The organism is Actinomadura sp. KC216 (assembly GCF_004348535.1).
Classification (GTDB): domain Bacteria; phylum Actinomycetota; class Actinomycetes; order Streptosporangiales; family Streptosporangiaceae; genus Spirillospora.
This window is the reverse complement of the sequence record NZ_SMJX01000139.1, coordinates 1-20,398: the sequence shown is the minus strand read 5'-3', so window position 1 is coordinate 20,398 and position 20,398 is coordinate 1. Positions and strand designations below refer to the sequence as shown.

The 20,398-nt window shown below is 68.6% G+C and carries 19 protein-coding genes and 1 pseudogene; 6 read left to right on the top strand and 14 right to left on the bottom strand.

The window, feature by feature from the left end; all coding sequences use genetic code 11:
• The first annotated feature begins 23 nt into the window (after nt 1-23).
• On the top strand, nt 24-620 hold the full coding sequence (locus E1264_RS23410) for a hypothetical protein (RefSeq protein ID WP_132176982.1): 597 nt from the start codon (nt 24-26) through the stop codon (nt 618-620).
• Nucleotides 621-743: 123 nt separating this feature from the next.
• Here the strand turns inward: E1264_RS23410 and E1264_RS23405 are convergent, their stop codons facing one another.
• Both E1264_RS23405 and E1264_RS23400 read right to left on the bottom strand, forming a co-directional pair.
• Nucleotides 744-1,079 (bottom strand): hypothetical protein, encoded by a 336-nt coding sequence (locus tag E1264_RS23405; RefSeq protein ID WP_132176980.1) that lies wholly within the window; start codon nt 1,077-1,079, stop codon nt 744-746.
• A gap of 410 nt (nt 1,080-1,489) precedes the next feature.
• The gene (locus tag E1264_RS23400; protein ID WP_132176978.1) at nt 1,490-2,452 is read right to left on the bottom strand and encodes a WYL domain-containing protein; all 963 of its coding nucleotides are present in this window, start codon (nt 2,450-2,452) and stop codon (nt 1,490-1,492) included.
• A 62-nt stretch (nt 2,453-2,514) separates the two neighbouring features.
• Here E1264_RS23400 and E1264_RS23395 point away from each other — a divergent pair, with 62 nt between their 5' ends.
• Nucleotides 2,515-3,657, top strand: coding sequence for an epoxide hydrolase (locus E1264_RS23395; protein ID WP_132176976.1), 1,143 nt, complete (start codon nt 2,515-2,517; stop codon nt 3,655-3,657).
• A gap of 154 nt (nt 3,658-3,811) precedes the next feature.
• On the opposite strand, the gene E1264_RS23390 is transcribed toward E1264_RS23395, so the two are convergent.
• From E1264_RS23390 to E1264_RS23370, 5 genes are all read right to left on the bottom strand, one after another.
• Entirely contained in the window at nt 3,812-4,474 is a 663-nt protein-coding gene (locus E1264_RS23390) for a TrkA family potassium uptake protein (RefSeq protein ID WP_207936098.1), read from the bottom strand.
• Nucleotides 4,467-5,831: a potassium transporter TrkG gene (locus E1264_RS23385; RefSeq protein ID WP_132176974.1), complete on the bottom strand. Its 1,365-nt coding sequence runs from the start codon at nt 5,829-5,831 to the stop codon at nt 4,467-4,469. The genes E1264_RS23390 and E1264_RS23385 overlap by 8 nt, the downstream gene beginning before the upstream one ends.
• A gap of 573 nt (nt 5,832-6,404) precedes the next feature.
• Nucleotides 6,405-7,508 carry an SPFH domain-containing protein gene (locus E1264_RS23380; RefSeq protein WP_132176972.1) on the bottom strand — a complete coding sequence of 368 codons (1,104 nt, stop codon included), beginning with the start codon at nt 7,506-7,508 and terminating at the stop codon, nt 6,405-6,407.
• A gap of 3 nt (nt 7,509-7,511) precedes the next feature.
• On the bottom strand, nt 7,512-7,943 hold the full coding sequence (locus tag E1264_RS23375) for an NfeD family protein (protein WP_132176970.1): 432 nt from the start codon (nt 7,941-7,943) through the stop codon (nt 7,512-7,514).
• Between the two features lie 284 nt (nt 7,944-8,227).
• Nucleotides 8,228-9,406 carry a helix-turn-helix domain-containing protein gene (locus E1264_RS23370; RefSeq protein WP_132176968.1) on the bottom strand — a complete coding sequence of 393 codons (1,179 nt, stop codon included), beginning with the start codon at nt 9,404-9,406 and terminating at the stop codon, nt 8,228-8,230.
• 440 nt (nt 9,407-9,846) lie between these two features.
• On the opposite strand from E1264_RS23370, the gene E1264_RS23365 reads away from it, so the two are divergent.
• A complete protein-coding gene (locus E1264_RS23365) occupies nt 9,847-10,272 on the top strand; it encodes a YbaB/EbfC family nucleoid-associated protein (protein ID WP_165964326.1) in 426 nt (141 codons plus the stop codon).
• Nucleotides 10,273-10,351: 79 nt separating this feature from the next.
• On the opposite strand, the gene E1264_RS23360 is transcribed toward E1264_RS23365, so the two are convergent.
• From E1264_RS23360 to E1264_RS23345, 4 genes are all read right to left on the bottom strand, one after another.
• Entirely contained in the window at nt 10,352-11,206 is an 855-nt protein-coding gene (locus E1264_RS23360) for a hypothetical protein (RefSeq protein WP_207936097.1), read from the bottom strand.
• A gap of 35 nt (nt 11,207-11,241) precedes the next feature.
• Complete coding sequence (locus tag E1264_RS23355) at nt 11,242-12,135, bottom strand: hypothetical protein (RefSeq protein ID WP_132176962.1); 894 nt, start codon at nt 12,133-12,135, stop codon at nt 11,242-11,244.
• Nucleotides 12,136-12,153: 18 nt separating this feature from the next.
• Entirely contained in the window at nt 12,154-12,468 is a 315-nt protein-coding gene (locus tag E1264_RS23350; protein WP_132176960.1) for a hypothetical protein, read from the bottom strand.
• Nucleotides 12,469-13,433: 965 nt separating this feature from the next.
• A complete protein-coding gene (locus E1264_RS23345; protein ID WP_347813418.1) occupies nt 13,434-14,888 on the bottom strand; it encodes an MFS transporter in 1,455 nt (484 codons plus the stop codon).
• A 168-nt stretch (nt 14,889-15,056) separates the two neighbouring features.
• On the opposite strand from E1264_RS23345, the gene E1264_RS23340 reads away from it, so the two are divergent.
• Complete coding sequence (locus tag E1264_RS23340; protein ID WP_132176958.1) at nt 15,057-15,668, top strand: TetR/AcrR family transcriptional regulator; 612 nt, start codon at nt 15,057-15,059, stop codon at nt 15,666-15,668.
• Nucleotides 15,669-16,007: 339 nt separating this feature from the next.
• Here the strand turns inward: E1264_RS23340 and E1264_RS46260 are convergent, their stop codons facing one another.
• Together E1264_RS46260 and E1264_RS46255 are read right to left on the bottom strand one after the other, a co-directional pair.
• Nucleotides 16,008-16,169 (bottom strand): hypothetical protein, encoded by a 162-nt coding sequence (locus tag E1264_RS46260; protein WP_347813417.1) that lies wholly within the window; start codon nt 16,167-16,169, stop codon nt 16,008-16,010.
• A gap of 83 nt (nt 16,170-16,252) precedes the next feature.
• A complete protein-coding gene (locus E1264_RS46255; protein WP_347813416.1) occupies nt 16,253-16,537 on the bottom strand; it encodes a hemerythrin domain-containing protein in 285 nt (94 codons plus the stop codon).
• Between the two features lie 208 nt (nt 16,538-16,745).
• Between E1264_RS46255 and E1264_RS23325 the strand changes: the two genes are divergently transcribed.
• Nucleotides 16,746-17,486 carry a spermidine synthase gene (locus E1264_RS23325; protein ID WP_132176954.1) on the top strand — a complete coding sequence of 247 codons (741 nt, stop codon included), beginning with the start codon at nt 16,746-16,748 and terminating at the stop codon, nt 17,484-17,486.
• 1,313 nt (nt 17,487-18,799) lie between these two features.
• The gene (locus E1264_RS23320; protein ID WP_132176952.1) at nt 18,800-19,198 is read left to right on the top strand and encodes a MerR family transcriptional regulator; all 399 of its coding nucleotides are present in this window, start codon (nt 18,800-18,802) and stop codon (nt 19,196-19,198) included.
• A gap of 372 nt (nt 19,199-19,570) precedes the next feature.
• On the opposite strand, the pseudogene E1264_RS23315 reads toward E1264_RS23320, so the two are convergent.
• A pseudogene (locus E1264_RS23315) lies at nt 19,571-20,398 on the bottom strand (phospho-sugar mutase); the annotation flags it as partial.

Below are 20,398 nucleotides of genomic sequence, written 5' to 3'. Positions count from 1 at the left end.
GCTCGTGATGATCGAGACTCGCCATGCATGATGATCAGGGAGAGCTCGAATTGCGGCCGGGTTTCGGCATAGTGCTGATCCTGCTGGCCGCTCTGGGGCTGGGCGGCGCGTGCGCTGTCGCCGCGATCCTGATCGGCGACGCCCCGAAGGTGTTCGCCCCGATCGTGGGCGCGATCTGGATGACGTTGATCACCCTGGGCGCCGCGGCCTCCCTGGCCTCCCGCATCACGCTGACCTCCGACGAGATCGTCGTGCGGGGGCCGTTCACCCGTCAGCGCCGGCCACGCTCGCGCATCGCGAAGGCGGCACGCGCGACCATCCATGTGCCGAGAGGCGCCAACAACAGCCTGATCCTCCTCGACGCGGACGGCAGGCTGCTCGTCAGGATGAGCGTCGACCACTACAACCGCGAGGACATAGATCGGCTGGTCCAGATGCTCGACGTTCCATGCAGCGGGCCGGACGCATTCCGCAACGCCAAAGAATTCGAGAGAACGTATCCGGGCACGCTGTCGTGGGTCGAACGGCACCCCTACCGGATCGCGTTCGCGATCACCGCTGTCGTGCTGGTGGCCATAGCCATGGCCGTGGCGCTCGTCGCGGGGGCGACAGCATCCTGACCCGTCATAGAGCCCGGGAGAGTGACCGACGCCTGCGTTGTGCCGTAGCCGGTGGGTGATCCGCCTCTTGCGTCCGAGGGTCTCCGCGGTGGCGCATCGCCGGGCCTCTCAGAGGTCGTCCTGTCAGCAGGCCGCCACCTCCCGGACGCTCATGAGCACCGCGACCGCGAGCAGCAGGACAGTGAGGACGAGCGCCATGATCAATACGGGAATCCACGGTCCGCCGGGCGGCATGGCGAACAGAACCGCACCGGCCAGCAGATCGGCGAGCCCCGCGGCCAGAAGCCATGGCCCCGCCACAGCTTGGGCGGCGGCCCATGCCCGCACTTCGGGTGGTTCATCGGGTGTGCTGTTCTCCTGGCGACCGTCGTGGACGGGCTGTGCCTGAGTCCCCAGCAGCCCGGCCACGCCTAAGGCGAACCCGAGAACCACTTCGAACAGAGCCGGGATATCGATCATTACGACCTCACGCTGTCGCCGCAGATATCCATCGTCCACAACGACGCCGGCCGCCGCACCCAGAACGACTCGTTCGGTGGGCTTCGACCCCGGTGAACCCCTTGTCCGCCGTCACCCCTGACAGCAGCGCCGAGGCCGCCCGAGAATGGGCTTCCCGGTTTGATCGTGGTAGATGAACGGCACCGTCCCAAAGCCGTTCTCCCCGGGACACAACTGCTTCGTCTCGTCATACGGCACTACGTCCGCGACGCTCCGACACTCGCGCGTGTCTATGCCGACGGGTTGTGCGCGCACCTCGCAGGTAAGAGTGTCGCCGATACGTCTACCTGCTCTTTCGACGCCTCCAACGTCAGGGCGTGTGGGGATGAGGTCGCCAACCTGTTGCGCGCTTGCCGCGGACGGCCGAGATTTCAGGTCGTGGATGCGCCGCCCGCCGCGCGGCGGAACCTCGCCGCGAGGCGGTCGAACGCCTCCGCGAGTTCGTCTCCGTCGATCACCTCGATGTCGGCGTCGAGCTGTGCCATCCACAGCGCGAGCCGGTCCGGGTCGTCGGAACCCAGCTCGACACGGCACGTGGACTCGTCGACCACCTCGATATCGACCGGGATGGGGATCTTCGCGGCGACCTTGGCGGCGGGAGCATGCACGAGTACCCGGGCGCGGTACTTCCAGCCCGCCTTGCTGACGCGTGCGACGACGTACCCGACGGCATCGTCCTGCGGGATCAGGCGCGGCTGGAACCGCGCACCCGTCGGTGCGTGCGGAACCATGCGGTCGACACGGAAGACCCGCCAGTCGTCACGGTCGAGATCCCACGCGAGCAGATACCAGAGCGGCCCCCAGTTCACCAGCCGTTGCGGTTCGGCGTGGCGGGCCTCTTCGCCGCCTCCGGGCTTGGTGTATCCGAACCGGAGCCGTTCGCGGCGGCGGATCGCGGCGGCGACCGCGCCGAGAACCGAGAGATCGAGCGGTGGCCGAGCCCCTGGAACGACGCTCGTCGCCTCGCGTACCGCCTCGACGCGCCGGCGCAGGCGCGAGGGCAGCACTTGCTCCAGCTTCGCGAGCGCGGTGAGCGATGTCTCTTCGACGCCGAGCCTTTGGGTCGCGACCGCACCCAGCCCGACCGCGACGGCGACGGCCTCGTCGTCGTCGAGCAGCAGCGGGGGCATCGCCGTCCCGGCGGCCAGCCGGTACCCGCCCGCGACGCCGGGTCGCGCGTCCACGGGATAGCCGAGCGACCGCAGCCTGCCGATGTCGGCGCGCACGGTCCTGGTGCTCACATCGAGCCGGTCGGCGAGCTCGGAGCTCGTCCAGTCGCGCTTGAGCTGGAGCAGGGACAGCAGCTCCAGCAGGCGGGCCGAGGTCTCCAACATGTTCTCCATCATTCCGCAATTGCGGAAGCCAACCTTCCGCAATACCCGGGAACGTCGATGTCATGAACGAGACCACCGCACTCACACCGTTCCGCATCGACATCCCGCAGGCCGACATCGACGACCTGCGCAACCGGCTGGCGCACACGCGCTGGCCGATCCCCGTGCCGGGCCGGGAGGAGCGCGACGACTTCAGTCGCGGCATCCCGCTGGTGTACCTGAAGGAGCTCGCCGAGTACTGGCGCGACGGGTTCGACTGGCGTGCGCAGGAGGCGAAGCTCAACGAGTATGAACAGTTCACGACGGTCGTCAACGGCCAGAAGTTCCACGTCGTGCACGCGCGGTCGGCGAACCCGGAGGCCACCCCGCTGATGCTGAACCACGGCTGGCCGGGCTCGTTCGTGGAGTACCAGCGGCTCATCCCGCTGCTGACCGATGAGTTCCACGTGGTCATCCCGTCGCCGCCCGGCTTCGGGTTCTCCACCCCGCTGTCGGGGGCCGGCTGGGAGCTGGCGCGGACGACGGAGGCCTACGCCGAGATCATGACGCGTCTCGGCTACGCGAGGTTCGCGGCCCACGGCACCGACATCGGTTCGGGCACCACCGGCCGCCTCGCGGCGCTCTACCCGGAGCGCGTCATCGGCACGCACATCGGCTGCGACCCCGCGTTGCTCGGGTTGGTGGGCGACAAGTTCCCCTACCCCGACGACCTGTCCGAGGACGAGATCGCCCAGATCGAGGCGGTGCGCACCGAGTACGCGGCGGAGCGCGGGTATCTCGAGATGCAGAACCACCGTCCCGACACGATCGGCGCGGCGCTCACCGACTCGCCGGTCGGTCAGCTCGCGTGGATCGCCGAGAAGTTCAAGACCAGGACTGGCGGCGCCTACCGGACGCCGGACGAGTCGGTCGACCGCGACCAGCTCCTCACCAACATCAGCCTGTACTGGTTCACCCGCAGCGGCGCGTCGAGCGCGCAGTTCTACTACGAGGCCGAGCACTCCGGAACCGACTTGTTCATGGCCTCCGCCGTGCCGTCCGGATGGGCGGTGTTCGACACCCACCCGCTCATACGCCGCGTGGTGGACCCGGTGAAGGCGATCGGGCACTGGAGCGAGTTCACCGAGGGCGGCCACTTCCCCGCAATGGAGGAGACGGAACTGCTCGCGGACGACATCCGCACCTTCTTCCGCGGCATTTCCTGACTCCGCGCCGGGGCCCGCCGGGCCACGAAGACCCATTCAAGGCCCGGCCGGCCGGTGTCGGCGCGGAACACCTGCGCGACGTCGCCACCGACTGGATCACACGGCGCGGACCGCTTCCGAAGCACGCCCTAGGCCGCGTGGCCGCCGTTGCCGGTCAGATGCGTTCGGTGAAGCGTTCGACCTTGGCGATGGGCCCGGCGACCAGGATGACGTCGCCGTACTGCAGGACGGTGTCGGCGGTGGCGTAGGTGAACTGCTCACCGACGGACTTGACGCACACCACCGTCACACCGTGTTTGGAGCGCAGACGGGTCTCGCCCAGCGGCACGTTGACGATGTCGCGGGGTGGATGGGTCTTGACCAGGGCGAAGTCCGCGTCGACCTCGATGTAGTCGAGCATGCGGCCGCTGACCAGATGCGCGACGCGCTCGCCCATGTCGTTCTCGGGCAGCACGATGTGGTGGGCGCCGATCCGTTCCAGGATGCGCTTGTGCTGATGGGTCACGGCCTTGGCCCAGATGTCGTCGACTTCCAGCTCGGCCAGCAGCGACGTGGTCAGGATGCTGGCCTCCAGGTCACTGCCGATGGCGACCACCGCCCGGCGGAACTCCGTGACGCCGAGCTCGCGCAGCGCTTCCAGGTCGGTGGCGTCCGCGGCGACGATATGCGTCAGCCGCCCCGACAGCGCTTGGACGATCTTGGGGCGGTGGTCGATGGCCAGCACCTCGGTGCCGCGCTTGGCCAGCTCCAGCGCCAGCGCGGTGCCGAACCGTCCCAGCCCGATCACCACGACCGGGTCGTTTCCGTGGTCAGCCAACGATGGGTCGCTCCTCCGGTAGCTCGTAGCGGGCGGCGCGCTCGCGCAGCGCCAGCGCGGTGGCGAACGTCAGCGGCCCGATGCGTCCCAGGAACATCAGCGCGATCAGCAACAGGTGCCCGGCCGCCGGAAGGCCGGCGGTGATGCCCGTGGAGAGGCCGACGGTGCCGAACGCCGAGGTGACCTCGAACAGTACCTGGTCCAGCGAATGGTGGGTCATGGTCAGCAGCGCGAACGTCGCGGCGGTGATCAGTCCGAGGCTCAGCAGCACGATCGCCATCGCCTGACGCTGCGTGCCCTCGGGGAGCCGGCGGTGGCCGACGTTCACGCGGGTCTCCCCGCGCATCTCGGCCCACAGCACGAACCCCAGCAGCCCGAAGGTGGTGACCTTGATCCCGCCGGCGGTGCCGGCGCTGCCGCCGCCGATGAACATCAGCACGTCGGTGATCAGCCAGCTCTCCGGCCGCATCGCGGCGACGTCGATGGTGTTGAAACCGGCGGTGCGCGGCATGACCGCCGCCGCGAAACCCGCCAGCCACCGCTGCGGCTCCTGCATCCCGCCCAATGTCGCGGGGTTCTTCCACTCGGCCGCCGTCAGCACGACCGTCCCACCGGCGAGCAGCACCCCCGTCATCCCGACCGTGACGCGGGTGAGGACGGTCCATACACGGGGACGCCGCCAGTTGCGGGCCAGGTCGAACACCACGGGGAAACCGAGCCCACCGATGATGATCGCCGTGCAGATGGTCAGATTGATCCAGGGGTCGGTCGCGAACCGCACGAGGCTGTCGGGCCACAGCGCGAACCCGGCATTGTTGAAGGCCGACACCGCGTGGAACACGCCCAGGTAGAGGGCACGGCCCAACGGTTCGCCGTAGCCCAGCACCAGCCGCGCGGTCAGCACTCCCGCGACCAGCGTCTCCGACACCAGGCTGAAGATGACCACGTTGCGGACGACGCGTCGCACGTCGGTCATCCGCATGGTCTTGGTCTCGGCCTGCGCCGCCATCCGGGCCCGCAGGCCCAGCCGCCGCGACAACAGCACCGCGAACAAGGTGGCCAGCGTCATCAGCCCCAGACCGCCCACCTGGATCAACCCCAGGATGACCAGCTCACCGAACGTCGACCAATAGGTGCCGGTGTCCACCGTGACCAGACCGGTTACACACACCGCCGAGGTCGCGGTGAACAGCGCGTCCCGCCAATGCGCCCCATCCGCCTCCACCGTCGCCTGCGGCAGCGACAGCAGCAGCGTTCCGACCGCGATCGTCACCACGAACCCGGTGACCACGACCTGGCCCGGATGCTGGAACCGCTCCAGCAGCGCCGACCCCCGAGGACCCCGGCGAAGCCTCAACCGACTCGACCGAAACAGTGCGGCTCCCCATACGCGATCATCAGTGCCCGATCACATACCACCACAACCGCCACCGAAAGACACGACCGCCCCTCCGCCGGGCGCATTGTTCGCCTTGCCGCTGTCGGAGGGAGCTCCGGATGATTATCCGTGGTGGGCCCACACCCACACCTGCGTGAGCCGTCACGCCGAGACGCTCGCCAAGGTCACGGGAATCGCGCTCTATCCGGTCCGTGACCGCCGCGCCGTCAGCCGTGGGCTCAGCCGCCGCGGCGACGGCGCGCTTCGTGCGTCCAGGACAGGTCCGCTCCGCTGTGTCCTTGCGAACCTCTGTCCCATGCACGCATGTCGCGACGGTTCTCGCGCGCCGCGGCCGACAGTGCCGCACCGTCTCGGAGCCGATGACCCCGCCTACGGAGACGCCGGTCGAAAACGGCTCCTAAAGCGAATGTCAGAGCGAAGAATCCGAGGATAAGCCACCACCACATGTCATCAGTCCCGCTCTGATCGACGATTCAAGAAGGCGAAGTCGCGCATACCGCCGTTGCTGTCTTGTCCTCTCGGCATCGGTGGTCAGGGCGATGATGTGGTCTGGTTGTTGTCGGCGTGGCCGGTCGGTTGCGTGTCGCCGCTGTTGGGGACGGTGTCAGGTCGGGGTGTGCCGGGGGTGATGGGGGTCCCGTCCACCTCGGCGGCGTCGGCGAGCGCTTGCGCGGCGGCTTGCGCGGCCTGCGCCGTGTCGGCGGCGGCCTGTTCCGCCAACTCGTCTGAGGAGGTCTCCCGGGTGGCCGGTGATTTGGGCAGGGCCTGGGTGAAGGCGCGGGAGACGTCTTGAAGGGCAGAGGTGACCTCGCTGGGGATCACCCAGAACGTGTTACCGGGACCTTGGGCGAGTTCGGGCAGCATCTGGAGGTACTGGTAGGCGAGCAGCTTGGGGTCGGGGTCGTTGCGGTGTACGGACTGGAACACCTCGTCGATCGCCCGGGACTGGCCCTCTGCCTTGAGGACCTGCGCGGTCCGGTCACCTTCGGCGCGCAGCACCACGGCCTGCTTGTCGCCCTCGGCGGTGAGGATCTGGGACTGGCGCTGGCCTTCGGCGCTCAGGATGGCGGCGCGCTTGTCGCGCTCCGCCCGCATCTGCTTCTCCATCGCGTCCTTGATGGACTGCGGAGGATCGATGGCCTTGATCTCCACCCGGTTGACCCGCAGGCCCCACTTCCCGGTGGCCTCGTCCAGGACGCCTCTGAGCTGGTTGTTGATGGTGTCGCGGGAGGTGAGCGTGCGTTCCAGGTCCATGGAACCGACGACGTTGCGCAGGGTCGTGACCGTGAGCTGCTCGACGGCCTGCAGGAAGTTGGCGATCTCGTAGGCGGCCGCACGCGGGTCGGTGACCTGGAAGTACAGCACGGTGTCGATCTCCACCACCAGGTTGTCCTCGGTGATGACCGGCTGCGGCTTGAAGGAGACGACCTGTTCCCGCAGATCGATGACCGGGTAGACCCGGTCGATGTAAGGAATGACGAAGTTGAGTCCGGGTTTCAGAGTGCGGTGGTAACGGCCGAGCCGTTCGATGTTGCGAGCACGTGCCTGGGGCACGATCCGCACCACGCGCAGCACGGTGATGGCCGCGAACACGGCGATGATCAGGCCCGCGATCAGGATGGCCGAGTCTTCCATGGTTCACTCCCGGGGATAGATGAGTGCGGTACTGCCGCTGATCTCGATGACGTCGACAGTCGCGCCGACGGGAATCACCAGGGTCTGGTCATAGGCGCGGGCCGTCCATTCTTCGCCGCCGATGCGGACTCGGCCCTTGAACCCGGTCACCTCCTGGGTGACGTAGGCGGGCTGACCGACGAGCGCGTCGACGCCGAAACGCTGACGCTGGGGCCCGCGCATGTGCCGCCGGGCGACGGGGCGGACGAGCAGGACCCCGGCCGTGGCGGCGACGGCGAAGACGAGCAACTGAAAGGGCGCCGGTAGACCGATCGCGGCGAACCCGGCGGTGATCAGGGCGGCGCCGCCCAGTATCCCCAGGGCGGCGGTGAGGGTGAAGAACTCGGCGACGCCCAGGACCCCAGCGATGATCAACCAGATGAGCCACTCGTCCATGGGCGCCCCCTCTGAGGAAGTGACGGGGTCCGCGATGGCGGAGCACGTTCCCTCGATCCCATGTTCCTCGGGCGGATGACCCGCCCATAAGGCTCGGAGGCGGCCAAGGTCACCCCGCTTCGTTTTCCGGATCCCGGCAATGTGGGAGGCTCGATTGCCGTCCTGGCGCGTGAGCATGGCGTCCCGCTCGGCCAAGGCCGCCGGCCAGCCGATGCCGACCCATGAACGGCCTCGGTCGTCCGCGCACGCAACGTGCGTCCGGCCGGTGAAGGACCGCTGGCCGCTCAGTCGAAGGTCGGCAGCGCCTGCCTCGGCCAGTCCAGCAGGCGGGCGCCGAGCACGGCCGCCTCCAGCGTGAACCGTTGGGTCGGCTCGTCGACGTCCTGCCCGGTGAGCCGCTTGATCCGATCGAGCCGGTAGGTGACGGCGCGAACGCTGAGATGCAGGCGGCGGGCCGCGGCGGCGGTCACACCCCCCGAAGCGAAATACTCCGTGAGGGTGGCCAGCAGTGGCTCCGCGCCGCCCCGCGCCTGCTCCAGCGGGCCCAGCACGGTGGTGACCAGGTCGGTGATGGCGACACGATCGCGAAGTAGCACCTGGAAGACCAGAAGGTCGGTGGCGTGCAGCACCCGGGCGTTCAGGCCGAGCGACTCGGCCAGTTCAAGGGTTCCGCGGGCCTCCTCGTAGGACCGCACGGCACCGCCCGGTCCGACATGGGGACGTCCCAGTCCGACGCACCAGCGGGCGTCGGCCGCCAGCACCAGCTCCACCTGCCGGGCGAACTCGGTGAGCACATCCGCCGCGGTGCCGGAGGCGATGCAGACCAGCAGGCCGTCCTTGGCGGTGATCAGGACGTCCCGTGAACGGAACCGCGCCAGCATGTTGGACTCGACGCGGCGCGTCAGAGCGTCACCGTCGACGAAACCGCGCTCCCCGCCGGCGACGGCGACGGCGAGATGGCCCGCCAGTTGAAGACCGAAGCGTTCAGCCGTTTCGGCCAGGCGCCCGAGATCACTGCGGCCATGCAGCAGGTCATCGATGAACTCGCGACGACGCGCCTCCTCCTGCCGCACCACCAGGCGCTGCGCTTCCTCGTAGCCCTCGGCGAGAGCGACGATGGCGTCGTCGGCGGCCCGCATCACACTCTCGGCAACAGCCCGCACCACATCCTCGTCGGCCCCGGCAATGCCCGGCAGCTCCCGCCATGTCAGCCAGTTCGCGCTGAGATACAGATCGACCAGCTCGCGCAGAGAGCAGTTCTGCTCGGCGGCCAACCCTCCGAGGACGCGCCGGGTGCCGAGCTCGTCGCCGGTCAGCCGGCGACCGGTCGCGGCCACAGCGACCAGCATCTCGATGTAGCCGTCGAGGAAGGCCGCCGACTCGGCGCTGGCGTCGCTGACGGCACGGGCGGAGATGGCGGCGATGGCGGCCGGGTCCAATTCCACAGCCTCGTGCTCAGCCATCACGGCCGCTCCGCGACGCGCCGATCATTGCCGGGTCCTGGCAAACTCCACCCATCCAGCGTAGCTAGTCGGGTTCCACGCCGCACCGGACGCACAGTGGAGCGGAGAGCCGGGCGTGGCTGAGCCACTGAGAACCTCCCGATCCGCTCCCGGACGGCGGTCGGCGCGCACGGCCTGTAGCCGAGGGCGCATGGTGCACTGACTGCCGGTGTAGTCATGTTCGCGGACGAGTTCGGTGCAGTACATAGCTAGAATGTCGAACCCTTCACGCACTTCCCGCGCATGTGTCGAATGGACTTAAAGAGGCTTTTGTGGCAGCATGGGCCGTCTATATTTTCCCTGGTCGGTGGTCTTTGGTCTGTGCCCCGCCTCTGCCGATCACTGCTGGTCATGACGAGGAGTGATTTCCGGTCATGCAGGGTTTTCCAGACTTCCAGCAATTGCTCGGCATCGACATGGAGGCCGTCGCCGCGAGAGCACGGCGCGTCGCCGAGCAATCCGCGGAACTCAACGAGCGGTTGTCCGGACTCGTCGGGCACGCCGAGACCCAGGACGGCCGGCTGCGGCTGGCGTTCTCCCCTGAACAGGGGCTGCCTGAGCTCCACATCGATCCACGGGCGATGCGGATGGGGTCCGAGGAACTCGCGGAAACCATCCAGCGGCTGACCCGGGAGGCTGTGGCGGATCTGGAACGGCAGAAGCAAGAGGCGGCACGGGATGTCTACGGGGACGACCAGGAGGCCGCCACCCCGCCCGACGCCGAGAAGCTGAAGCAGTCGCTTCGGGACATGAACGACATCTTCTCGGGCCTGTCCAAAGACGCCACCGGTCTCATGGACGAGGCGCGCAGGCGTCTGGGCCAGTGATCACGGGCCTCGGTGATATCACGGCGTTTACCGCGGCCAGTGGGCACTATCACCGCATTCACCGGATGATGGGCCGACGTCATGCCGCGCGGCCGACGGTGAAAAGGTGAGCCAAGACCATGTCGGCCACGAGGGTGGAGCAGCCCGGCTCCAGCCGTAGCGCCCAGGTGCGGCGGCGGAGCCGAGCGAACCTGCCGAGCTCCGTCCCATCCGGGGCCGCGATGCAGTAGACATTCCCGGTGTGGCCGGAGGCGCGCACTATCTCTGCGAGGAGCCGGCCCTCGGCGTTCTCTATCCGGGGCCGTCCCGACTGGAGATCGAGATGCGGAATCCTGGCCTCGACGGTCATCCGGCCGGGTTCCAAGAGCCGGACCTCGTCGTCGCTCCAGGTGAGGCTGGAAGAGATCCGGCCATCGGAGCGCCGCAAGGTCGCATAGCGCTCGGCATCTGTTCCGGGCGGCAACGGTAGTTCCGGATCGCCCAACCGCAGGAGGGCGTATTCCTGCCCGTCGGGACGCCGTGCCGTGCTGCGATCGACCAGAAGGGTGAGCGCCGGTCCAGGGTCGGTGAGGATACGTTGCGCGACCTGTGCCACCTCACGGTTGACGAACCGGCTCAGCAGCACGATCGCGGCTCCCCCGGCCAGGAACAGGCCGGCGGCGAGAAGGAGCGGCGTGTCCTGCCACAGGCTCCCGGCATGCACGCCGAACGGGCCGGTCCGCGCCTTGAGGGACCTTCCTTTGTCATTGATGTCGGTGTGCGCCACCTCGGCGGAGTGCCGTCCACCTCGGGAGTCGGTCCACGATCCGCGGCATTCCCAGCCACTGCGCGAATGCGAGCATCGTTCGATCTCCACCATCACCTCCTGGCCCCACAGGTGGGTGTAGATCACCGTCCCCGCCCACAGCGGGAAGACCAGGAAGACGGGCGCCACCAAGAGGGCGACCCGCCGGCGGCGAGCCCGCCCGATCAACTGTCCGGCGGGTCGTCGAACAGACCCTCGTCGCGTCTGTTGTAGTCGGGAACGCGCTTCTGGATCTGGTCGGTGATATTGCCTCCGGCCACGCCACTGCCCGTGCCGCCCGCTCCGAAGCCACGCTGCCGCCCGGGAACCGGGTTCGGCAGCCGCAGGCCGGGATCGCCCTTCCCGAGCGTGGGCCCGCCGGTCTTCATCCCGGCCGCCATGATCGTACGCTCCAGCCTGGACAGCGTGCCCCAGATCATGTTGTCGGAGGCATCCCGCAGACCGCCCGCGAAGTCATCAAGTGCGGCGTCGTTGCCGTGCGCCTTCTGCCACGCGGTATCCAGCACCATGGCGGCGCCGATCACCGCGGCACCACCGGCGGCGACCTTGGTGACGAGGCCCGACACGGCCTCCAGGTAGCTGGTGCATTCGACGGCGATCGAGGATGCCTGGGCAAGTGCCGCGGGATAGGTGAAGACACCGGCCATGGCCGCCGCCACATAAGCCGCACAGGCCACGAGAATGGCCGCGATGACGCACATGCACACCACGACCAGGAAGAGCAGCGCGCCCGTGATGGTCATGGATGTGCCGACGGCGAACGCAAGCTGCTTGAAGCCGGTGAGCTGCGATCGGTACTCGTCGATCCGCTCGTCATAGGCCTTGCGGTCGTTACCGGACCACTCGGTCTCGGAAAGGTTGGTGTTATTGGCCGCCTGCTGCGCGCCGCCCAACTCGTCGTAGTTCTCGAGCCACTTCATGCCCGCGTCGAAGATGGCCTCGGGGTCGCATTGATTGAGGTACATCACGATCGCGGTCGACCATGCGGGCGGAACGAAAATCGCGCTGGCCTGGGTGGCGGCCAAGGCCGTCAGCGCGGCAGTGCTCGTCGTGGACATCCGGACTCCGAACTCGGCTCAGGGACGGCCGAGAGTGCTTTTGACCTCCGCGGAGGCCCAGTTGGTCGCCGAGACGGCGAGCAGATCACGGAACTTGTTGAGGACCTTCTTCTTGGTCTCCAGATCCTCCTCCGCGACGTCGATCGCCGCGGTATAGGCCATCGCCAGGACATAGGACGTCGCCGTGAAATTGCTCTGAGTGACACCCCGCGAGCCCTGGAGGTTGTTCCAGGCGGCCTGGAGATGCTTGTTGACGTTCCGATGCAGATCCTTGCCGTGCTGCGTCATCCGCTCCGGGGTGGCCCTGCGGTCCGCTCCGTCGCCAGGGCTCATCCGCAACCTCCCGGTCTGTACGCCCGCACTCCTGCTAGGCGCCAAACAGCTTAGGGCGCAACGGTTCAAAGAGGAAGAGAAGGCAGGAACGCTGATGGTGATGAGATCGTATATGCGCTGGTTGATGTGAGAAGCCATGCATTAACTGTTGGGGTAATGGATCGGTGACATGGAAGGCGAGGATACTGGAGAGACCAGCTTGTTCACGGCCTCGAAGGTGGCGCGGCGGCCCCGGTCCCGGGCGATGCCCCTGAGTCGGTCGGGGACGGGACCGGCTCATACGCATTCCATGCGAGCGCGGTCACTGACCACGCCGCTTCATACGAAGCCCACACGTCCCTGCGTGTCGAGTCGCTGGACGGCTCGGACAACGCTCAGACGGATTCCGGTGAGAGCCGCATCAGGCACCCAAGGGTCGGCAGGGCCAAGCGGCAAGTGACGCACGAGCCGACCGGACTCGCTCGCGGTCGATACGGCCGGCGTCTGTCGTCCAGCGGCAAGCCTGGCAATTCTCTCCTGCTTCGGTTACTCAGGGGATCAATGACGCTACGTGTCATCCAATTTTCTCGAGGGCATCGGGAGTTGGGCCACTGCGCAGCGCGTTGCCACTCGACACGGTCCGAAGGATTCGTGCTGCTGATCGCTGACACCTGAGTTAGAACCGGGTCTGTGGAAAGCTCCCAACCAGGGAACGGGTCCTCTTGTGTCCCGTCCCAAACGCCAGGGCCTTGGCCTAGCGTTTGGGACGGGCGACGAAAGGGTCGCGTTACTGGGGAATGATCTGGATGCCGTCCGGACCGGGGTGGCCGCGAGGCTCTCTTCGTCGCCGCAGTGTGGCAGGCGATGGTGCGCGGCAACGTGTCCGTCTCTTCGCTCGGTCGCCGCGTTGGCTGCCAATCTATCTTTACGTGAGGTGAGGGTAAACGCCTAGGTCATCGAGGGGGCGGTCGGTGAGGTCTACGCCGTCATGGAGTCGAGCGACCTCGGCCCCGGGGATCTCGTGGATGATCCGCCAGTCTCCGGAGGTGCTCTGTACTTCGAAGATGTAGTTGGCTTGCGGGTAGGGCGAGGGACGCGAAGGCGATGACGGTGAGCATCGCGGCCATGATGAGGAAGGCGTCGCCGTAGGCGCCGGCGAGGGCGGACCGGGCGGTGCCGTGACCGGCGATTGCGGCGGTGAGAACGGCCAGGCCGAGGGCGCCGCCGACCTGTTTGGCGGTGTTCATCAGGCCGGAGGCGGCGCCGGCGTCCTGTTCGGTGACGCCGGAGGTGACGATGGTGGTGAGCGGGGTGTTCAGCAGGCCGCCGCCGATCGAGATGAGGACCGCGGGGCCGAGGACGCCCGTGAGGTAGGTGCTGTCGGCGGTGATGGTGCTCTGCCAAAGGAAGCCTGCGGCGGCGGTGAGGGCGCCTGCGCTGACGAGGGCGCGGTCGTCGAAGCGCTGCATGAGGCGGGGCGTGACGCGCAGGCCGATGATCATGGTGAGGAAGGTGTGCGGGAGGAACCCGAGGCCGGTCTCCAAGGCGGTGTAGTGCAGGACGTCCTGCATGTAGAGGGTGAGGAAGTACCACATCGGCACCTGGAAGCAGGCCCCGGCGAGCAGCATCACCGCGTTGCCCGCGGTGATGGCGCGGACGCGGAACAGCCGCGGCGGGATGAGCGGGTCGCGGGCGAGGCGGGTCTCGATGACGGCGAATCCGGCGAGCAGGACGGTGGCGGCCGTGAGGGCGGTGATGGTGAGGGGGGCGTCCCAGCCGCGCGGTTCGGCCTGCATGATCCCGTAGGCGAGCAGGGCCAGGCCCGCGGTCGCGGTGGCCGCACCGGGAAGGTCCAGCCCGGCGGCCGGACCGGTGCGGTGGCGCCGGGCGGGAACGCGAACGGCCAGGGCGCCCGCGAGGAGCCCGATCGGCGCGTTGATCAGCAGGATCCAGCGCCAGGACAGCGTCTCGGTGAGGACGCCGCCGACGAGGTTTCCGGCCGCGCCGCCAACGAGGCTCACCGCCGTCCAGGTGGCCAGGGCGCGGGTGCGGCGCGGCCCCTCGGAGAAGGTGGTGGTGAGGATGGTCAACGTGGCCGGGGCGAGGACGGCGGCGCCGATTCCCTGGGCCGCACGTGCCGCGATGAGCAATGCGGGGGTGGTCGCGAGCCCGCCTACCAGGCTCGGGACGGTGAACAGCGCCAGGCCCGCGATGAAGACGCGCCTGGTTCCGTGCAGGTCGGCCAGGCGGCCGCCGAGCAGCAGGAATCCGGCGAAGGTGAGGGTGTAGGCGCCCGCGACCCACGGCAGGTCTGCGGCCTGGAAGCCCAGCGACGTCTGGATCGAGGGCAGCGCGACGTTCACCACCGAGACGTCCAACACGACCATGAACTGCGCGATGCAGGCCAGGGCGAGGACCATCCGGGACGTCGACGAGCTCACGGTGGTCGCCGCGGGCGCTGCGGGGCCTCCTGTACCGGTACGCACCATGGGCCTCCCGTCCGCCTCGAACCAATGTGGTCACATTGATTTGCTAAGCTCAGGGTATGTTCGGCCAGGTTCGGCCGTCAATTCGATGTGATCACATCGGGGAAGTGCGGGGGTGGGTCGATGGAGCGGCGGGCCCGCGGGCCGGGCGTCCACCATGAGGCGCGGCGCACTGAGATCGCGGACGCGGTGCTGGCGATCGTCGCCGAGCGGGGCCTGCCCGCGGTGTCGTTGACCGAGGTCGCGGCGCAGGCCGGGGTGTCGGCCGGACGCGTCCAGCACTACTTCCCGACCAAGCAGAAGCTCATCGAGGCCGCCTTCGACCGCGGCAACGAACTCAGCAGCGCCCGCGTCCGCGCCCGGGTAGGCGACGACCTCGATCGCGCCGAGCCGCGCGCCGTGCTCACCGTCGTGCTGACCGAGCTCATCGGCTACGACAGCGAGACGCGGACGCACATGCGCGTCCGGCAGTCGTTCACCGCGCTGGCGCTCGCCGATGAGGGCATCGCCGAGCGGATGCGCGCGGAGTACACCCGTTTCCACCGGCAGGTCGCCGGCCTGGTGCGCGAGGACCAGGACGCGGGGGCGATCCGCGTCGCCGCCGCCTCGGAGCACGTGGCCGTTGACCTGGTCGCGCTTGCCGAAGGCCTGGCCTACTACGTGCTGATCGGCCTCACCTCCGCGGAGACGGCGCGCGACCGTGTCCTGGCGGCCGTCGCCGAGCTCTACTCCTGACATCCGCATGAAGGGCCTGCTGCCGGGATCTCCGCCTCGGTTCCGCCGTGGACCGGAAGGCCTGTGGAGACGACCGTCATCCCAGCAGGCGATGACCTCGCTCCGCCAAGGCCGCACCGCATTCGTCATCGCACACCGCCCGTCCACCATCCGCGACGCCGACCGCTTCAGGGCGGGCAGGGCGTCGGGCCGGGCCCCGGCGCTGGGGTGGCGCCCAATAGTCTCGGCCGGAAGACTGCCAGGTTGGCTGTGGGCCATGCACGGACAGGGTTTCTGGCTTCGGCGTGAGCGCTAGGCGGGCGAGAGGCCTGCCCGTTCCGCGTTCAACACCGACCGCTCTCAGCCCGCCCCGCGGCCGGACGGGGCCGTGCGCAGGAACACCGGCGGATCGTTCTTCCATGTCGGTGCCTCCAGGGCGTTGAGCGCTTCGACGATGGTCCGCTCCTCATAGCCGAAATGTGAGTCCATGATGGCCGCCAAGCCGTCCAGTTCCCCGCGCACCCGCCGAGCCTGCTGCGGATCGGTACCCGCCTGCGGCAAGGCACCCTCGATCAGTTCCCGCAGCCTGCGCAGGATGCCGGAGATCAGCCAGTGGTCCTCGCGCAGCCTGTCCAGCGTGGCCGCCAGTTCGGGTGCCGTTCGGCCAGAGCGGGGAACGCGTCGTCGTCCTCGCCGGTGTGATGCCGCTCCAACGCCGCGCAGAAGGTCAGGCAGTGCGCCTCCAATGTCCTCGGCGGCGCGCCGCCGTCAAGATAGGCGTCCACGTCATCGCTGAGACGGGCGAGTTCCGCGCGAAGCCAGCCATGCACCCGGACCAATTGGTCGCCGAACGCGGCGAAGCGCTCGCCGGGGCTGTCGATCTCGTCCATCGCGGCCCATCGTGGGGTGCATAGGCCCCGCCGTCAACGTCGCCCCGCGATCCGCTACTCTTCCCTTACGAGAGGGTGCATTTCTGGGTGGTGGCGCGACGCAGGGCGGCTGAGGTGTCCGCATACGCCTCGACGGTCACGGCTGCCGAGAAGCACCGGCCATCGGCGACCGCTGACGGTCATTTCGGATCAGGAGGAACGGAACCCCATGGGCGCACTGTTCGAAGAGCTCGACTGGCGTCCGACGCCCATGGGCGCCGTCAGCCTGCGACGGCGCCGGGACCCGTCGCTGCGCGTCGACGTCTATGAGATCAAACTCGATGAGGACTTCCTGATGTCGAGCCTGTGGACGGTCGGCGAGACCGAGCTCGCCCGCCTCGGCCTGGCCGCCGCACCCGGGGACGCTCTGGACGTCGTCGTCGGAGGGCTCGGCCTCGGTTACACCGCGCACGCCGCGCTGGACAATCCCCGAGTGCGGTCGCTGGTCGTGGTGGAGATGCTGGCCGAAGTGATCGGCTGGCACCACGCGCGGCTCGTGCCGCTGGGGGAGCGGTTGACGACCGACGACCGCTGCCGGCTGGAAGAGGGCGACTTCTTCGCGATGGCCTCCTCACGGACCGGGCTGGACCCGCAGATCCTCGGACGCCGCTTCCATGCCGTCCTGCTTGACATCGATCACTCGCCGCGCCACGTCCTCGACCCCCGGCACGCACCGTTCTACCGGCCCGGGCCGCTGAGCGGCCTGGCCGCGCGGATCCACCCCGGCGGTGTGTTCGCGCTCTGGTCGAACGACCCGCCCGACGACGGCTTCACCGCCGTCCTCGGCGAGGCCTTCGCCGAGGTGACGGCACAAGTCGTGGAGTTTCCCAATCCCATCCACGGCGGCACCGAGGCCAACACCGTCTACGTCGCCCGCACCCGGCCGGAAGTCGAGATCGCCCGGCCATGACCGATCCCGCCCAGGGCATCTCACCGACCCGGAGATCCGGCGCGAGCGCGCCCACCTCGCCGAAGCGCTGGCCGCCTACGCCGCATGCACCAGGACGTCGTCACCACCCCAGACAAACACAGGTGACCGCCGCCACCGAGGACAACCACAACTTCGCCTAGCAGCTCCTCCTGCGCCGCTCCCGCGAACGCCATGCGGCGGCTCTGGCTGACCTCCGCCTGCCGATCTCCGGGAGCGCTCTGCATCGCCGAGTGCACTCCCACGACCTGCCCACACTGGTCCAGGTGTGCCGCGAGCAGCTCAAGCGCGACGGTTCGGCCGGGGTGATCGCAGACACCGACATCACCGCGATCCACAGCGGCTCCGAGCCGAAGGCCTGGAGCCCGCACTGCTCGGCACCGCAGACCTGGAGACCGGTCGGCTGGTCTTGCCGACATCGTGCGGCATCCGGGTGTACCGCGACGACTCCACCCGCTGCGCGCTCGTCCCGAGCTGCGAGCTGCCGGGCGATCATCAAGATCGGCCCCACGAAGGTGATCAGAGCCACCACGACGGCGCAACGACATGCTCGGTCCACCCGTCCACCCGTCCACCCGTCCACCCGTCCACCCGTCCGCCCGGGCTCGAACCTCGTACTTCCGGCAAGATCGAATACCGAACTTGCGGCAAGGGCCCTCACCGCGAGCTGGGCTGCGTTGAACAGCCGCATGACCGGCGCCACCCTTTGCTGCCCAGTGGTCGCCGCACGCGCTCCCACCGCCGCGGCTCCGACCGGGCCGAGCAGCACAACCGATGCCAGGCACGCCGCGAATCCAGCGAAACTCGCGCCCGCTCGACGTTAAGCCGGGCCGGACAGCGCCGCGAGCGCGACCAGCGTCCGCCACTCCAGCCCTGGAACGCCCCGTCCAGGGCCGAGAACGCCAGCAGGACTCCGGTAGACGCGATCACGCCACACCAGTGGAGACTGGCGGCACCAGGAAGCTCGAATATGCGTCATCCAGGGAGTCGCTACGGCGTCCAACGGCAGAGGACGCCGAGTGCGGAGGTCGCCGCCAAGGCGAGGAGCGGGGAAGGAGAGCTCCACGCCGTGACGGCGACGAGCGAGGGCACCCCGGCTACTCTACTCTTTCGTAAGGTTAAGGATGGGTTGAACCGGCTTCACCGCGGATTCCCGGTGTCAAAGGACACCGAGCTGATGTCGACGGTATGGCGCCTCAGCAGACGGCACCACGAAGTGGAAGATGGCAAGCTTGACCAACGATATGGATCAACCGTCCCCGGTGAAGCGGGCCGGCGACGTCAGGAGGATCCCGATGGACGGCAGGCAGATGCAGATCGGCGAGGTCGCGGACCGGACCGGCCTGAGCCTGCGCACCATCCGCCACTACGAGGAAGTCGGCCTCGCCCTTCCCACCGCGCGCTCCCAGGGCGGCTTCCGCCTTTACACCGACGACGACATCGCGCGCCTGCTGGTCATCAAGCGCATGAAGCCGCTCGACTTCACGCTCGAAGAGATGCGCGACCTGCTGACCATCCTGGACCGGCTCCAAACCGACGACATCAACGAGACCACCCGGGAAGACCTCACCAAACGCCTGGCCGTCTACCGCTCCCTGGTCGAGGAACGCTGCGAAAAGATCCGCACCCGCCTGTCGGACGCCGAGCAGTTCTCCGCCGAACTCTCCGCAAAGCTCCGCAAGCACCGTTCCTAAACCGGACGCCGAAAGCGTGATGGCCGCACCGGTCTCGGCGCGGCCCCCTATCCTCCGGTCAGCGACTCGAACGACGCCCTAGCCTCCCGGGAGGTCATCGGCTTGTTGATCGTCCTCGCGTTTGGCGTGCTCTGCGCCGTGAGTCAGTCCTGTCTGAGGACGGCCAGGATTTCGAGCTGGATGGAGACGCGGTCGCCGACCATGACGCCACCGGTCTCCAAGACCTTGCTGAAGGTGATGTTGTAATCGTCGCGGTCGATCTCGAAGGCTGCGGTGCGGCCGGCCCGGCTGGGAATTGTGCCTGCGCAATGACGGTGACTTCTGTTCGGGCATCGAGCTGGCGCCCGGCGCCGATCGTGATCGTGGGGGTGGTCAGGTGAGGGTCGCGGAGACGGCTTTGCGGAGGGTGTCCAGCTCGGTGGCGGCGCGGGCGCGGGCCGTCGCGACATCGCCGCCCTCCACCGGTTGGACGACTTCCAGGTAGCACTTGAGCTTCGGTTCCGTCCCGGACGGGCGGACGACCACCCGCGAGCCTCCGGCCAGCCGGAACCGCAACCCGTCGGTGGGCGGCAGGCCGTCGGAGGGGTCGGCGAGGTCGTCGAACGATTCGACCGCGCGTCCGGCCAGGGCGGTGGGGGGAGCGGCGCGGAGCCGGGTCATCGTGGTGGTGATCAGGGACGGGTCGTGCACCCGGAGGGAGAGCTGTGAGGTGGTGTGCAGGCCGTGCGCGCGGGCCTGGTCGTCCAGGAGGTCGAGGAGTGTGCGGTCGTTGCGGCGGGCCTGGGCGGCGAGTGCGGCGATGGTGAGGGCGGCGGTGATGCCGTCCTTGTCGTTGACGAGCACGCCCCGGTCGTCGCCGACGCTGTAGCCGAGGGCCTCCTCGTAGCCGAAGATTAGCCGGTCGGACGGCCCCCCGGCCCGCATGATCCATTTGAAGCCGGTCAGCGATTCGGCGAACCGGACGCCGTGCGCGGCGGCGATCGAGCGCAGCAGCGACGAGGACACGATCGTGGTCACGACCAGCCGGTCGTGGCCGCTGGTGTGGCGCAGGACGTGCTCGGCGAGCAGCCCGCCGAGCTCGTCCCCGGTCAGGACGCGCCAGCCCCCGGCGCCGTCCGGGACGGCCACGGCGCAGCGGTCGGCGTCGGGATCGTTGGCGATCACCGGGTCGGCGCCGCGGGCGTCGGCGAGGGCGAGGGC

What these genes read in the sequence shown, in the direction of transcription:
- E1264_RS23410 (WP_132176982.1), top strand. Translation starts at nt 24, where the DNA reads ATGCATGATGATCAGGGAGAGCTCGAATTGCGGCCGGGTTTCGGCATA.
- E1264_RS23405 (WP_132176980.1), bottom strand. Translation starts at nt 1,079, where the DNA reads ATGATCGATATCCCGGCTCTGTTCGAAGTGGTTCTCGGGTTCGCCTTA.
- E1264_RS23400 (WP_132176978.1), bottom strand. Translation starts at nt 2,452, where the DNA reads ATGTTGGAGACCTCGGCCCGCCTGCTGGAGCTGCTGTCCCTGCTCCAG.
- E1264_RS23395 (WP_132176976.1), top strand. Translation starts at nt 2,515, where the DNA reads ATGAACGAGACCACCGCACTCACACCGTTCCGCATCGACATCCCGCAG.
- E1264_RS23380 (WP_132176972.1), bottom strand. Translation starts at nt 7,508, where the DNA reads ATGGAAGACTCGGCCATCCTGATCGCGGGCCTGATCATCGCCGTGTTC.
- E1264_RS23375 (WP_132176970.1), bottom strand. Translation starts at nt 7,943, where the DNA reads ATGGACGAGTGGCTCATCTGGTTGATCATCGCTGGGGTCCTGGGCGTC.
- E1264_RS23370 (WP_132176968.1), bottom strand. Translation starts at nt 9,406, where the DNA reads ATGGCTGAGCACGAGGCTGTGGAATTGGACCCGGCCGCCATCGCCGCC.
- E1264_RS23355 (WP_132176962.1), bottom strand. Translation starts at nt 12,135, where the DNA reads ATGTCCACGACGAGCACTGCCGCGCTGACGGCCTTGGCCGCCACCCAG.
- E1264_RS23350 (WP_132176960.1), bottom strand. Translation starts at nt 12,468, where the DNA reads ATGAGCCCTGGCGACGGAGCGGACCGCAGGGCCACCCCGGAGCGGATG.
- E1264_RS23340 (WP_132176958.1), top strand. Translation starts at nt 15,057, where the DNA reads ATGGAGCGGCGGGCCCGCGGGCCGGGCGTCCACCATGAGGCGCGGCGC.
- E1264_RS46255 (WP_347813416.1), bottom strand. Translation starts at nt 16,537, where the DNA reads ATGGACGAGATCGACAGCCCCGGCGAGCGCTTCGCCGCGTTCGGCGAC.
- E1264_RS23325 (WP_132176954.1), top strand. Translation starts at nt 16,746, where the DNA reads ATGGGCGCACTGTTCGAAGAGCTCGACTGGCGTCCGACGCCCATGGGC.
- E1264_RS23320 (WP_132176952.1), top strand. Translation starts at nt 18,800, where the DNA reads ATGGACGGCAGGCAGATGCAGATCGGCGAGGTCGCGGACCGGACCGGC.